Origin of the sequence: Streptomyces marispadix (genome assembly GCF_022524345.1) — a bacterium.
Classification (GTDB): domain Bacteria; phylum Actinomycetota; class Actinomycetes; order Streptomycetales; family Streptomycetaceae; genus Streptomyces; species Streptomyces marispadix.
Genome location: NZ_JAKWJU010000002.1, coordinates 1,400,694 through 1,415,342 on the forward strand (window position 1 = coordinate 1,400,694; position 14,649 = coordinate 1,415,342).

Genomic DNA, 14,649 nt, shown 5'->3' on the forward strand with positions numbered 1-14,649 from the left:
ACCGGCGGGCACGGACGGGCGGGGGCAGCCACGGACGGGCGGGCCATGGGAACGCGTCCGGCACTACCGCCACCCCGCCTTCGCCGCCGTTCAGCCTTCGTAGAAGAGCCGTTCCGCGACGGCGCGGGCCCGGCGCGTCACACGCCGGTAGTCGTCCAGCATCTCCCCGCTGCCCCCGGCCTCGGCGGGCCGCGGTCCCGGCCCGGCGGACTCGTATCCCAGATAGCGCCCCACGGCGCCCAACTCCCGTGCCTCGGACGGAAATGTGTCGCCCGCCCTGCCACGCACCAGCATCACCGCGTTGCGCACGCGCGTCGCCAGCAGCCACGCCTCGTCCAGGATGCGGGCGTCCTCCTCACCGATGAGTCCCGCCTCACGGGCTGCTGCCAGCGCGACCCGCGTACGCGTCGTACGCAGCCCCGGCACAGTCGCCCCATGGCGTAGCTGCATGAGCTGCACGGTCCACTCCACGTCGGCGAGCCCGCCGCGGCCCATCTTGGCGTGGGTGGTGGAGTCCGCGCCGCGCGGCATCCGCTCGGCCTCCATGCGGGCCTTCAGCCGCCGGATCTCGCGCAGCGACTCGTCGCTCAGGCCGTCCTCGGGATAGCGCAGCGGATCGACGAGTTCGGTGAAGCGGCGGCCAAGCTCCTCGTCCCCGGCGACGGGTGCGGCACGCAGCAGTGCCTGGCTCTCCCAGGCCGAGGCCCAGCGCCGGTAGTACGTGGCGTACGAGTCGAGCGAGCGCACCAGCGGCCCGGACTTCCCCTCGGGGCGCAGATCGGCGTCGACGACGAGTGGCGGGTCGGTGGTGGGGAGTTGAAGCAGCCGCCGCAGCTCGGTGGCGACGGCGAACGCCGCCTTTCCTGCCTCCTCCTCGCTGACGCCCTCGCGTGCCTCGTGCACGAAGAGGACGTCCGCGTCGGAGCCGTAGCCGAGTTCGGCGCCGCCGAAGCGTCCCATGCCGATCACCGCGAAGCGGGTGGGGAGTTCGTCGCCCCACCGCCCGCGCACGGCGGCGCGCAGCGCGCCCGCGACGGTGGCGGAGTTGATGTCGGTGAGCGCCGTGCCGATGCGGTCGACCGCCTGCGCGGGCTCCTCGGAGGGCAACTCCTCCGTGCCGTACGCGCCGATGAGGTCGCCCGCAGCCGTACGGAACAGCTCGCGGCGCCGCACCCCGCGTGCTGCGGCCACCGCCGACTCGGGGTCCTCGGCGCGGCCGACGGCGGCCAGGACCTCCTGCGTCAGTGCCTCGCGCGAACGCGGCAGCAGACCGTGCTCGTCGCCGAGCAGCGCCACCGCCTCGGGTGCGCGCAGCAGCAGGTCGGGGGCGAAGCGACCGGCGGACAGCACCCGCGCGAGGTTCTCCGCGGCGGCGCCCTCGTCGCGCAGCAGCCGCAGATACCAGGGCGTGTTGCCGAGGGCGTCGGAGACCTTGCGGAAGCCCAGCAGCCCGGCGTCGGGGTCCGCGGAGTCGGCGAACCAGCCCAGCAGCACCGGCAGCAGGGTGCGCTGGATGGCGGCCTTGCGGCTGACTCCGCTGGCCAGCGCCTCCAGGTGGCGCAGCGCCCCGGCGGGGTCGGCGTAGCCCAGCGCCTCCAGCCGCTGCCGTGCGGCACGCGGCGAAAGCCTCGCCTCGCCGACCTCCAACTGTGCGACGGCGTCGAGCAGCGGACGGTAGAAGAGCTTCTCGTGCAGCCGCCTTACGGCCGCGGCGTGCCGCCGCCATGCACGGTGAAGCTCGGTGACGGGTTCGCTGCGGTAGCCGAGCGAGCGTCCCAGTCGCCGCTGGTCGGCCTCGTCCTCGGGCATCAGATGCGTACGCCGCATCCGGTAGAGCTGGATGCGGTGCTCCATGGTGCGCAGGAAGCGGTACGCGGCCTCCAGCGCGGCGGCGTCCTGACGCCCCACGTAGCCGCCGGCGGCGAGAGCGTCCAGCGCGGCGAGCGTCGTGGGGCTGCGCAGCGTCGCGTCGGAGCGGCCGTGCACCAACTGAAGGAGCTGTACGGCGAATTCGACGTCACGCAGCCCGCCGGGGCCCAGTTTCAGCTCACGTTCGACCTGCGCGGCGGGGATGGCGGCGACGACCCGGCGGCGCATCTGCTGCACGTCCGGAACGAAGTTCTCCCGCTCGGCGGCCTGCCACACCAGCGGGGCGACGGCCTCCGTGTACGCCTCGCCCAGCGCCTCGTCGCCCGCGACGGGCCGTGCCTTCAGCAACGCCTGGAACTCCCATGTCTTCGCCCATCGGTTGAGGTAGGCGAGATGGGAGTAAAGGGTGCGCACGAGCGGCCCGTTGCGGCCCTCGGGGCGCAGATTGGCGTCGACGGGCCAGATCGTGCCCTCGGCGGTGGTGTCGGAGCAGACGCGCATCATGCGCGAGGCGATCCGGGTGGCGGCCTGCAACGCCGCCGACTCCTCGGTGCCTTCGACGGGTTCGGCCACGAAGATGACGTCCACGTCCGAGACGTAGTTCAGCTCACGGCCGCCGCACTTGCCCATGCCGATGACGGCGATGCGGCAGGCCGCGGCGTCCTCGGGCGCCTCCGCCTCGGCGACGGCGAGCGCGGCACGCAGCGTGGCAGTGGCCAGATCCGCCAACTCCGCGGCCGTACGGGCCAGATCGCTGGTGCCGCACACATCGCGGGCGGCGACGGACAACAGGCTGCGCCGGTAGCGGTGGCGCAGCTCGTCCGGTCCCTTCGCGGGGCCGACGACGGCTTCGAACTCCTCGACTCCCGGGCGCAGATCGGCGGCCTCGTAAGTCACCAGCGCCTGCCAGTCGCCGGGGTGGGACGCCAGATGGTCGCCCAGCGCCTCGGAGACCCCGAGCACTCCGAGCAGCCGGTCCCGCAGCGGCTTGCTGGCGAGCAGGGTGTCCACCAGCCGCTGCGGATCGTCCTGCGCCTCGACGAGCCTCACCAGCCCGCGCAGTGCCAGGTCCGGGTCGGCGGTGGCGGCGAACGCGTCCAGCAGCCCGGTGTCGGAGCGCACCTCCTCCAGGCCGGGAGCGGCCAGCAGCTCCTCCGCGGCGGCGGGTTCGGTGAAGCCGCGCCTGATCAGTTGTCCGTACCGGCTGTCCCGGCGCCCGCCGCCCTGCACGTGACCGTCCTCCGTCGTCTTGCTCTCCGGGTCTGCCGGTGTCGGGGCGCGGGCCGCCGAGGCGGCCGCGGCCTCACAGCACCGGCAGGGACTTGCGCAGTTCGAAGGCGGTGACCTCGCTGCGGTACTCCTCCCACTCCTGCTTCTTGTTGCGGAGGAAGAAGTCGTAGACATGCTCGCCGAGCGTCTCCGCCACCAGTTCGCTGCGTTCCATCAGCGTGATCGCCTCGCCCAGGTTCTGCGGCAGCGGCTCGATGCCCATCGCGCGGCGCTCGGCGTCGGAGAGGGCCCATACGTCGTCGTCGGCGCCGGGGGGCAGCTCGTAGCTCTCCTCGATGCCCTTGAGCCCGGCGGCCAGCAGGGTCGCGTAGGCGAGATAGGGGTTGGCGCCGGAGTCGAGGGAGCGCACCTCGATGCGGGTGGAGCCCATCTTGCCCGGCTTGTACATCGGGACGCGGATGAGCGCACTGCGGTTGTTGTGGCCCCAGCAGATGTACGAAGGCGACTCGCCGCCCTCGCCCGCGGTGCGGTTCGCGCCGCCCCAGATGCGCTTGTAGGAGTTGACCCACTGGTTGGTGACGGCGGAGATCTCGCCCGCGTGGGTGAGCAGACCTGCGATGAAGGAGCGGCCGACCTTGGAGAGCTGGTATTCGGAGCCGGACTCGTAGAAGGCGTTGCGGTCGCCCTCGAAGAGCGACAGGTGGGTGTGCATCCCGGAGCCGGGGTGCTCGGAGAAGGGCTTGGGCATGAACGTGGCCTGTACGCCCTGCTCCAGCGCTACCTGCTTCATCACCAGCCGGAACGTCATGATGTTGTCGGCGGTGGACAGCGCGTCGGCGTAGCGCAGGTCGATCTCCTGCTGGCCGGGGGCGCCCTCGTGGTGGGAGAACTCCACCGAGATGCCCATCGACTCCAGCATCGTGATCGCCTGCCGCCGGAAGTCCATGCCGACGTGCTGCGGTGTGTGGTCGAAGTAGCCGGAGGAGTCCGCGGGCACCGGCCGGGTGCCGTCCACGGGGCGGTCCTTGAGCAGGAAGAACTCGATCTCGGGGTGGGTGTAGAAGGTGAAGCCCAGATCGCTGGCCTTGGCGAGGCTGCGCTTGAGCACATAGCGCGGGTCGGCGTACGAGGGTGAGCCGTCCGGCATGAGGATGTCGCAGAACATCCGCGCGGTGCCGGGGGCCTCGGCCCGCCAGGGCAGTATCTGGAAGGTGCCCGGGTCCGGCTTGGCGATCATGTCGGACTCGTAGACACGGGCGAAGCCCTCGATCGCGGAACCGTCGAATCCCATGCCCTCGTCGAAGGCCTGCTCCAGCTCGGCGGGGGCGACGGCGACGGATTTGAGGAAGCCGAGAACGTCGGTGAACCACAGCCGTACGAACCGGATGTCGCGCTCCTCCAGCGTACGGAGCACGAATTCCTGCTGCTTATCCATAGTCACCCATCCTCGCTGGTCGGGGTGGCTCCTCGCACCCGGTGGACGCCCGGGCCTGCGGGACGCCCGGGCTGTGTGACCGCCCGGCCGAGCATCCCACCACAAGGTTTCCGGAGCGTTGCCTGCGTGCTCCGGCTCCCTACGCAGCTCCCAGTAGACCACGGGTGGGGTACGTCGACGCGAGCCGGGAATCGAGCCCGGAGAGGGGACGCGGGACGGGCCGGCGGAGGCGCCCTGGAGCGGGCGCGGGGCGGCGGCGGATGGGCGGGAAGCGGGCCGGGGAAGACGGCGTCGGCAGCAGCGTCCGCAGAGGCGTCCGCGGAAGAGGGCCGCGCCCGGAGAAGGCCCGGACAAGGCCCGAGAAGTCCCGGAGAAGATGGAAGCCGCGGTCCGGCAGTGGGGGATACCGGACCGCGGCTGGGTGTTGCCTGGCCGAAGCACCGCGGGTGGGGCGCGCACGGCCGTGTGGTCGTCGTGAGCCGTCCTGCCCGGCGACGTCACGCATTGAAGTTCGCACAGGGTCGAAGGGGAGAACAAGAGTTACCGGTGAGTGTGCCAATCGCCCTCTTGTGGGGCGTACTTCGCGGGTCGGACACCCCCTCAGGGCCCGTGCGGCGACCCGCTACGCGGGCGTTCCACGGTGGTCCCGCGGACGTCGGCCGTAACACCCGGCAGCGCGGCGGCCGGGTCCGCCATGCGTCAGGCCGTCTCCCCTGAGCCCGGCCCCGGCCCGATGCGTACGGCACCGTCGGCGGGCTGCGAGACCCAGCCGAGGCTGGCGGCGCGCATCCCCAACTGGAAGCGTGTACCGGCGCCCAGGCGCTCCATCAGCCCGCTCAGTCGGCGCTGGAACGTGCGGTAGCTGACGCCGAGTTGGCGTGCCATCACCTGGTCCGTAAGCCCCGTGGTCAGCAGCGCGAGCAGCCGCGCCTCGTCCGGAGTGGGAGCGTCGCCCGCCCCGTTGGGGCGTCCGGCGAGGTAAGCGGAGAGCGGCAGGGCACGTGCCCACAGCACCTCGAAGAACTCACAGAGGGCGTCCAGCAGGCCAGAGGGGTGCACCACCACGCTGCTGGCCATCTCGTGCGGCGCGGAACGCAGCGGAAGCAGCGCCACCCGGTCGTCCGCGACCAGTAGTTTCGTTGGGGTGTCGGCCATCACCCGTGCCTCTTCGCCCAGTTCGGCGCAGGCTTCGATGTCGGTGTTGATGCGGTGGAAGGTCTCCAGACCGTGGGTGTCGTAGATGACGCGGTAACTGATGCCCCGCCGCATCGTCTTGGCCTGCACGGGCATCATGCCGGTCTTCGGGTCCAGCCGGTCCGGGTCGCTGTTGGCGTAGGGCGGACGGTCGATGCCGCGGATCTCGCTGGTCGCGCTGTGCTGTAGCTGGTCGACCTGCTGGATCACCGCGGCCCGTCCGGTGACGATCTCGACGAGGTCGACCGGGTCGCGGGCCGTGGCGTTGGCCCTGAAGCGGGTGGCCAGCAACTGGATATGGCGGCGGGTGCGGTGGATCGCCTCCTCGCGGGCCAGCAGCAGCGACTCGAAGGCGACCTCGGGCGCGACGGGCAGGAAGCGCTCCTCTCCGCGCCGCTCCCCCGGATACCGCCCGACCAGGCCCAACTTCTCCAGAGCGGCGAGGGTTTCACGTACCTTCGCGGCACTCAGGCCCAGCGCCGTGCGGAGTTCGGCGACGGTCACCGCCCCGTCGACGAGCGCTTCGTACGCCTGCTGTTGAACCGGTTCAAGTCCGAGCGATTCCAGCATGTCGGTCCCCCTGTGCGGTGGCGAGTTCACGTCACTGACCGATGCCCGCCAGACGAGCACCGAATCCAGTACACCAGGTATCGAAATCCTGCGGATACCCTCGCGTAGGGGTAGCTACATGCTGGATACGGTTGTGAAGCTAGCGTGAACGCCTCGTGACGGGCAACGGCACAAACCACCCGGAACTGAACGCTCCGGCGCTGTGACCTCCGATTGAACACGGCCCTCCGCATCGCGTCAGAGAGACGATTACAGTTGACGGCGTGCCTCAACTACGCCTCGCCCTGAATCAGATCGACTCGACCGTCGGCGATCTCGAAGCCAACGCCGAAGCGGTCCTGCGGTGGACCCGCCACTCGGCCGGAGAGGGAGCCCACCTCGTGGCGTTCCCCGAGATGATGCTGACCGGCTATCCGGTGGAGGACCTGGCGCTGCGCGGCTCGTTCGTGCACGCCAGCCGTGCCGCGCTGCGCTCGCTCGCCCAGCGGCTGTCCGGCGAGGGCCTCGGCGAGGTGCCGGTCGTCGTCGGCTATCTCGACCGCGCCGAACAGGCACGGGCCACCCTCGGCAGCCCTGCGGGCGCCCCCGGAACGCCGCCGCCGTGCTGCACCGCGGCGAGGTCGCGCTGACCTTCGCCAAGCACCACCTGCCCAACTACGGCGTCTTCGACGAGTTCCGCTACTTCGTGCCGGGCCAGACGCTTCCCGTGATCCGCGTGCACGGCGTCGACGTGGCGCTCGCCATCTGCGAGGACCTGTGGCAGAACGGCGGCCGGGTGCCCGCGGCTCGCACCGCCGGTGCCGGGCTGCTTCTGTCCGTCAACGCCTCCCCGTACGAGCGCGACAAGGACGACACCCGCCTGGAACTGGTGCGCAGGCGCGCCCAGGAGGCCGGGTGCACGACGGCGTATCTCGCGATGACCGGCGGCCAGGACGAGCTGGTCTTCGACGGCGACTCGATCGTCGTCGACGCGGACGGCCAAGTCGTCGCCCGCGCACCGCAGTTCGAGGAGTGCTGCGTGGTGCTCGACCTGGAGCTGCCCGCCGCGGCGGCGAAGCCGCCCTCGGGGACCGTCGACGACGGGCTGAGCGTGGAGCACGTCGTGCTGTCCGAGGAGCCCGTGGAGCCGTACGAGCCGGATGCCGCGGGTGTCGTGGCCCCGCCCATGGAGGACGACGAGGAGATCTACACGGCGCTCGTCACGGGCCTGCGCGCCTACGTCCGCAAGAACGGCTTCCGTTCGGTGCTGGTCGGCCTCTCCGGCGGCATCGACTCCGCGCTCGTGGCGTCGATCGCCTGTGACGCGCTGGGCCCGGAGCATGTGCACGCGGTCTCGATGCCCTCGCGCTACTCCTCGCAGCACTCCAGGGACGACGCGGCCGAACTGGCCCGCCGTACGGGCCTGAACTACCGCAGCGTGGCGATCGGCCCGATGTTCGACGCCTTCCTCGGCAGCATGGAACTCACCGGCGTCGCCGAGGAGAACCTCCAGTCGCGGCTGCGCGGCGTCACGCTGATGGGCATCTCCAACCAGGAGGGCCACATCGTGCTGGCGCCGGGCAACAAGTCCGAGCTGGCGTGCGGCTATTCGACGCTCTACGGCGACTCGGTCGGCGCGTACGGACCGATCAAGGACGTCTACAAGACGAACGTCTTCCGCCTCGCGAAGTGGCGCAACCGCGTCGCGGCAGAGCGCGGAGAGACCCCGCCCATCCCGGAGAACAGCATCACCAAGCCGCCGAGCGCGGAGCTTCGCCCCGGCCAGGTCGACACCGACTCCCTCCCCGACTACGACGTGCTGGACCGGATTCTGAAGCTCTACGTGGACGGGGACGTAGGCCGGGAGGGCATCGTCGAGCGGGGCTTCGACCCGGACGTCGTCAGCCGGGTGCTGCGGATGACGGACGCCGCGGAGTACAAGCGCCGCCAGTACCCGCCCGGCACGAAGATCTCGGCGAAGGGCTTCGGCAAGGACCGGCGGCTGCCGATCACGAACCGCTGGCGGGAGGGCGCCGATTGAGGCCCGCCGCGGGCCGCACGAGCCGGGGGCGGATGTGCCCGATACGCCCGATACGGATGCGTCGGACGCGGAGGTGCCGGACGCGGAGGTGCCGGGCCCTGCCGGACGGCGCCGCGCCGCAGGAGTACGGCTCACGGGCGGCGCAGCAGCGCACGCGTCAGCGACACCGCACCGCGGGGCGAGAACTGTTCCTTCAGCCCCACGAGATAGGTCGCGGGCGAGGCGGCGGCGGCCTCACGTGCCTGCTGCCGCGCGTCGACCGCCGCACCGACGAGGCACGCGGCGACGGCGCCCGAAGCGGACACCAGCGGGGGCAGCCCCGACGAGGCGGACACTGCCGCCATCGCCGCTCCCGGTACGAGCGCCTTCATGCCGAGCACCTTCCGCACCGGCTGGAACCCCAACAGCCGCAGCCGGTGGGCGAGTTCGGCCGCCTGAGGCTCGATCTCCCCTTCGACCATCACCTCCAGATGCTCACGGAGGATCACGGGATCGCCCACCGTGGACAGCTCGGCGAAGCGTTCGGCGAACGTCTCCAAGTGGCGTCTGTATGCGTACAGTTCCGGGCCGAGATCCCGGCGCGCGGCGAGGATCTTCTCCAGCGGTACGTCGTCGAGGCCGTCGGGCAGCACGGCGTCGAACGCCACGACCGTGAAGAGCCGCCCCACCTCCTCCACCGGGGTCGTGGAGGCCCCGGAGGCCGGGCCGAGCGTCAAGTCCCCGTCGCTGAGGAGCACTTGGGCGAGAGTGTCGGCCGTCCAGCCGCTGAGGGCGGCATGGAGCCGGGGCTCGTCCGTGACCGCGCACATCCCGTTGCGCTTCGCGAGCCTGTCGGCCACGGCGCACAGATACGCGGCGGCGAGCTTCGGATGCATTCCTGTCTCGCCCGGTCCGCTCAGGGCGAGACCCGCGTCCTCCAGCCGCCGCTGTAGCGACCAGCGCAGCTTCCGGTCCAGCATCCACCCGAGGGTGTCCGTGGCTTCCGGGTAGGGCGGACGCGGCCCGGCCCGTCTGCTGCGGTAGCGGCTCAACTCCTCGATGCCGTAGAGGCGTTGGAGTTCGTCACCGTGGAGGTCGAGCAGCCGCAGGAAGTCGTGGGTGACCTCGTCGTAGACGTCCTCCATGCCCAGCTCCAGCAGGAACCCCTCGTCGCGCAGCCGCCTTACGACCTCAGCGTGTGACGGGCCTCCGCCGGGGGGACGGAGTTCCGCGCCGCCCTGCTCGTAACGGGGCACCATGCGGGCGAGCTTGGGCCAGTACAGCAGGGCCGCCTTCAGCCATGCCTCGTCGCGCATCCACAAGTGCGGGTAGTACAGCGCGAGATCGCTCACGACGGCCCCTCCCCCTCGGCGGTCGGGGAGTCATTGTGCCCGGCCGCACCTCGCCGGGTGTACGCGCTCCGCTCAGCGTCCGCCAGGGGTGAAGTCCGGGATCTGCCGGGCGAACGCGGCGAGTCGGGCGAGTGAGGAGAGCGCGGCGGCGCAGTGGCCCACCCGAGAGAACACGCCTGGACGGGCGAAGTTCGAGCCCGCTGGTCAGGGCCTTCTCCCCATCCAGCGCAGCAGCCGCTGCTGACGGGACGCTGTGTCCGGGAGGGGCTCGCCCTCCGGAACCGCGAAGAAGCGCCGGGCAGGTGCGCTGCTCTCCCTGTCCGCGGGGGCGACCGCCAACCCGGCGTAGATGTCGTCGAGATGCGCGCCGGTCCAGGCGACGAGAGCAGCGTCCAGGGTCTCGTCCGCCCCGACGGCACGCGCGAGATCCCACGTGTGGACGACGCTGTCCGCCGTCCGCACGGCGAGCGCCTGCCGCCCGCTCACGGGCCCCGGCGGATAGTCCAGGACCGACTCCAGCACACCCGGGCGGGCGAAGGCCGCGGCGCACTCCTCGACGGAGCGCAGGTAGGCGCCCAGCGGGTCGGCGCCGAGGGCGTCGGCGTCCCGCAGTCGCAGGAACTGCGCACTCGTACAACCGAGGGCGAGCGCCGCGTAGTTGAGGTTGCCACGGGCCATGTGGTTGACCAGCGTCCGCACCTCCCATTCCGCGCAGGGCGTCGGCAGGCCCCACTGCGACTCCCGTACCGTCCGCAGCCGCGTCTCGAACTCGGCGCAGGCGCGCAGGAATCGGCCGCCGATCCCGTTGGCGTAGTCATTCATGGCGGACATCGTCCACGGCTACGGGCGCGTGGTCCGGCGGGAAACGGACACGGCGGTACAGGGGCACCGCTGCCCGTCGGCAGACCGGGCGCCCACCGGGGTCTGCCGTCTGCTGACGTCACCCAGCGCCACGGGGGCGGCGACGGGTCTCCCCGTCGCCGCCCCCGCTCACAGCCCGCAACTGGCGGCAGGCGCCGGGACGTTCAGACGTGGACGGTCACCCGGGGACGCTCTCCGTGGCCCGCGCCCTGCGCAGACCGGGCACCCCGCGGGCGACGATCCGCGAGCGCGAGAAGGACGTGCCGCGGTCCAGCGCGCCCGCCAGCAGCGCTATGCCGAGCCCCGCCAGCGCCAGCACCACGCCCACGAGCATGGGCGAACGCCAGCCCCAGCCCGCCGCGATGGCCACGCCGCCGAGCCAGGCGCCGCCCGCGTTGGCGAGGTTGAACGCGGACTGGTTGCCGGCGGAGGCCAGCGTCGGCGCGTGCCGTGCCTTCTGCATGATCAGCATCTGGAGCGGCGTGGTCGTCATGAAGCCGAGCCCGCCGAGGACCACCACCATGGTCATCGCCGCCCACTTGATGTCGACGACGGCGTGGAAGACGAGCATGGCGGCGGCGAGCGAGCCGAGCCCGCCGTAGAGGGTGGGCCGCAGCGCACGGTCGGTGAGCGGTCCCGCGACGAGGGCGCCCAGCGTCATGCCGATGCCGAAGAGCGCCAGCACCACCGTGAGGGACGACTCGGCGAGCCCGGTGACCTCGGTCATGATCGAGGCGAGGTAGCTGTAGACGGCGAAGACACCGCCGAAGCCGAACACCGCCGTGAGCAGGCCCAGTACGACCTGACGGTGGCCGAGCGCACGGACCTCGTGGCCCACGCCGCGCTGGTGCTCCACCGGCAGATTCGGTACGAGCGCCGCGAGGCTCGCCATCGCGACGACGCCGATGGCGCTGACGACGAGGAACGTCGCACGCCAGCCCAGCGCCTGCCCGACGGCGGTCCCCGCCGGTACGCCGACGATGTTGGCGACGGTCAGGCCGAGGAACATCGTGGCCACCGCGCGTGCCCGCCGGTCCTCCGTGACGAGGCGTGCGGCGACGACCGCGCCGACGCCGAAGAAGGCACCGTGCGGCAGCCCGGACAGCACACGCCCGGCGAGCAGCCATCCGTAACCGGGCGCGAGTGCGGACGCGAGATTGCCGACCGTGAACAGGCCCATCAGCAGCACCAGCATCCGCTTGCGGGGTGTACGGGTGCCGACCGCGGTGAGCAGGGGTGCGCCGATCACGACGCCGATGGCGTACGCGGAGACGAGATATCCGGCGGTGGGCACGGACGTACCCATGTCGTCCGCGACGGAGGGCAGCAGACCCATCATCACGAACTCGGTCGTGCCTATTCCGAAGGCGCTGATCGCAAGGGCGAGCAAGGCCAGAGGCATGGGCGGTAAACCTTTCAGGGCAGAGTCGATCGCAGGTCGATCAGTAAGTCGGCAAGAGGTTCAAGAAATGTGCGTGCGCTTTGTGGTGCTCGGTGTGCGTGCTCTTTGTGCGCGGTGGTGGCCTGTCGAGGCGTCCGGCGCACTGGCACGGCTTGTTATGTTCTCACACTGAACAAAGTCTCTCAGACGTACGGCGGCCCTGGGCGCCATCCGTGTTTCAGGACGGCAACAAGCTGCTGAAATCGGCGTGATTCACACCACGGCCGGGGCCCGGTCCCGCCGCACCCGGGTCCGTACGAGAGCCGCTGCGTCAACCGGAGTGCGGGTCACATGAGTTGGGCACGTGAGTTCGTCGCATGAGTGCGTCGCACGAGGCGGCACGCAAGAGGGCCCCGCACGTACGAGGCACGTACGCACGGGGCCCTCGGGAGACGATCGGCGGCGGACCGGAGTCCGATCGGCGACGGCCCGGAAGCGGACCGGGGCCGTCAGAGGCCGTCAGAAGTGGACGGACGCGGCCACCGGCAGATGGTCGCTGCCGGTGGACGGCAGGGACCAGGACGAGACGGGCTCCAGGCCCTTCACCATGATCTGGTCGATCCGGGTCGTCGGGAACGACGCGGGCCAGCTGAAGCCCGGCCCGTCACCGGCGGCGCCCTGCGTCGAACGCATCTGGGACGTGACGGGCGCGAGCGCACGGTCGTTCATGGTGCCGTTGAGGTCGCCGAGCAGCACCGCCTTCTCCGTACGGTCCTGCGCTATGGCCTTGCCGAGGGCCTCGGCGCTGTCGTCGCGCTGCCCCGCCGTGAAGCCCGAGGCGAACTGGAGCCGCACGGACGGGAGATGGGCCGCGTAGACGGCGACGTCGCCCTTGGGTGTGGCGACCGTGGCACGCATCGCCCGCGGCCAGCCCATCTTGATGTCGACGGTCGCGGTGTCCCGCAGCGGGTACTTGCTCCACACGCCGACCGTGCCCACCCGCTTGTGGTAGCGGTACGTGCCGGCCATGCCCTTGTCGTACTGCTTGGCCAGGCCGCCCGCGACCTCCTCCAGCGCGACGATGTCCGCCCCGGAACCGGAGAGTTCACGTGCGGTGCGGGCCGGGTCCGGATTGTCGGCGTTGACGTTGTGAGTGACGACGGTCAGGTCGCCGCCCGTACCGGACTTGCTGGTGAACTGGCCGCCGAAGAGGTTGAGCCACACCAGCGTCGGCAGCAGCAGCGTCACCAGCGTCAGCACGGAGCGGCGCAGCACGGCCAGCAGCGCCAGCACGGGGATCAGCGTGCCGCCCCAGGGCAGGAAGGTCTCCCACAGCGAGCCCAGATTGCCCACGGTGTTGGGCACCTCGGAGTGGAAGAACAGGGCGAGTCCCAGCAGCACCGCCAGCGAGGCGAGCACCCAGCCGCGCCGCCACGCTCCCGGCCCGCTCCAGCCCGCGAACATCCGGGGCACGCGGACGCCCTCCCGGCCGGTGCGAGGCCCGGCCCCGCGCCACGCGCCCGAAGTCTTCGCGGCTTCCGCCATGTACGCGCGTGCCATCAACTGTCCTCACTCGCATCGCTGGTACTTGTCGAACGATAGGTGATGCGGAACGGGGGCTTCCCCTGCGACGAACGTCCCGCACGACCCCCCGTACGGCCCGGTTGCCTTGGGGGTCCCATGTGTCGTGCAGGACGAACACCCAGGCAGGTGAGGTTCCTGTCCTGCGCCGATCTTCTGCCGCTGTGACCGAATACGCACGGCGTCACCCGCACATGGGCGAGCTTCGAGCGATCGCGGGCGGGGCGGCGGGCACGGACTCCGGCGGGCCGCCTCCCGGCAGGCGGGCCGACCCGCTCGACCGCGGACGCTCACTCGCGGACGCGTACACCGTCGAGCACGGAGTCGACGATCTGCTCCGGCAGACCCGTCGGCAGCTCCTTGTCCTCGTGCAGGACGGTACGGGTGAGCATCGGCCCGGTGAACAGTTCGCCGAGCAGATCCACGTCCAGATCACCCCGGAGTTCACCGGAGTCGACACCGCGGCGCAGCACCGCGTGCAGCATCTCGTGGCGGGACTTGATGACGCTGTCGTGATAGCGCCGCCACAGCTCTGGATGGCTCTTCACATGGCTCGTCATGGTGCGCAGCACGGCGGACTGGCGCTTGGCCATTCCCACGCGTCTCTGCCACTCCAGGAGCGTCACCAGATCGTCCCGTACCGACTCGCCGGACGGCTTCGCCGCAGGCTCCTCCAGCGCGTTGATCACTGCGAGCAGCAACTCGTCCTTGCCGCCGGGCCAGCGGCGGTAGACCGTCGCCTTCCCCACGCCCGCGACCCTGGCGATCCGCTCGACCGAGAGCGCGTCGATGGACGTGCCCTCCTCCAGCAGGCGGAGCGCCCCTTCGATGATCGCCCGCTCCGCCGCCTCGCTGCGCGGGCGTCCGCGCCGCGCGGGCGAGGGTGCGGGGTCCGCCTCCGCAGGCGTCGGGTTCATCCTGGCGCTCCTCCTTCGCGGGCCGCGCTGACGGGTTCACCGCCGGGTCGGGGCGGATCGTGGGGCCGGGGCGACGGGCCGGTTCGGCTGCCCGGTCCGTGGCCATGGCCGGACGAGCCGGATGCCGGACGGGCCCTGACGCCGGACGGGCCGACGTGCGTACGGACTGCCGGGCGTGCGTGCCGCCGGGTGTACGGCCCGGTCAACGGCCGCCCCACGAGCCCGCGTTGACGTCGTGCCCCCCCGTTGCGGGTCGCCCG

General features: G+C 71.4%; 8 protein-coding genes and 1 pseudogene. 1 reads left to right on the plus strand and 8 read right to left on the minus strand.

The window, feature by feature from the left end; all coding sequences use genetic code 11:
• Positions 1 to 90 precede the first annotated feature (90 nt).
• The 3 genes from MMA15_RS06035 to MMA15_RS06045 all read right to left on the minus strand — a co-directional run bounded on the left by MMA15_RS06035 (position 91) and on the right by MMA15_RS06045 (position 6,298).
• Positions 91 to 3,099 carry a bifunctional [glutamine synthetase] adenylyltransferase/[glutamine synthetase]-adenylyl-L-tyrosine phosphorylase gene (locus tag MMA15_RS06035; RefSeq protein WP_241057988.1) on the minus strand — a complete coding sequence of 1,003 codons (3,009 nt, stop codon included), beginning with the start codon at positions 3,097 to 3,099 and terminating at the stop codon, positions 91 to 93.
• A gap of 73 nt (positions 3,100 to 3,172) precedes the next feature.
• A complete protein-coding gene (gene glnA2 / locus MMA15_RS06040) occupies positions 3,173 to 4,534 on the minus strand; it encodes a gamma-glutamylpolyamine synthetase GlnA2 (RefSeq protein WP_241057989.1) in 1,362 nt (453 codons plus the stop codon).
• A gap of 699 nt (positions 4,535 to 5,233) precedes the next feature.
• Positions 5,234 to 6,298 (minus strand): helix-turn-helix domain-containing protein, encoded by a 1,065-nt coding sequence (locus MMA15_RS06045; protein ID WP_241057991.1) that lies wholly within the window; start codon positions 6,296 to 6,298, stop codon positions 5,234 to 5,236.
• Between the two features lie 263 nt (positions 6,299 to 6,561).
• On the opposite strand from MMA15_RS06045, the pseudogene MMA15_RS06050 reads away from it, so the two are divergent.
• Positions 6,562 to 8,318, plus strand: a pseudogene (locus MMA15_RS06050) (NAD+ synthase).
• A 131-nt stretch (positions 8,319 to 8,449) separates the two neighbouring features.
• Here the strand turns inward: MMA15_RS06050 and MMA15_RS06055 are convergent.
• The 5 genes from MMA15_RS06055 to MMA15_RS06075 all read right to left on the minus strand — a co-directional run bounded on the left by MMA15_RS06055 (position 8,450) and on the right by MMA15_RS06075 (position 14,389).
• Positions 8,450 to 9,649 carry a DUF6236 family protein gene (locus MMA15_RS06055; RefSeq protein WP_241057993.1) on the minus strand — a complete coding sequence of 400 codons (1,200 nt, stop codon included), beginning with the start codon at positions 9,647 to 9,649 and terminating at the stop codon, positions 8,450 to 8,452.
• Between the two features lie 204 nt (positions 9,650 to 9,853).
• Entirely contained in the window at positions 9,854 to 10,471 is a 618-nt protein-coding gene (locus MMA15_RS06060; protein WP_241057995.1) for a TIGR03086 family metal-binding protein, read from the minus strand.
• Between the two features lie 217 nt (positions 10,472 to 10,688).
• Complete coding sequence (locus MMA15_RS06065; protein WP_241057997.1) at positions 10,689 to 11,912, minus strand: MFS transporter; 1,224 nt, start codon at positions 11,910 to 11,912, stop codon at positions 10,689 to 10,691.
• 498 nt (positions 11,913 to 12,410) lie between these two features.
• Complete coding sequence (locus MMA15_RS06070) at positions 12,411 to 13,355, minus strand: endonuclease/exonuclease/phosphatase family protein (RefSeq protein ID WP_372498323.1); 945 nt, start codon at positions 13,353 to 13,355, stop codon at positions 12,411 to 12,413.
• Between the two features lie 407 nt (positions 13,356 to 13,762).
• A complete protein-coding gene (locus MMA15_RS06075) occupies positions 13,763 to 14,389 on the minus strand; it encodes a TetR/AcrR family transcriptional regulator (protein ID WP_241058001.1) in 627 nt (208 codons plus the stop codon).
• Positions 14,390 to 14,649: the final 260 nt, after the last annotated feature.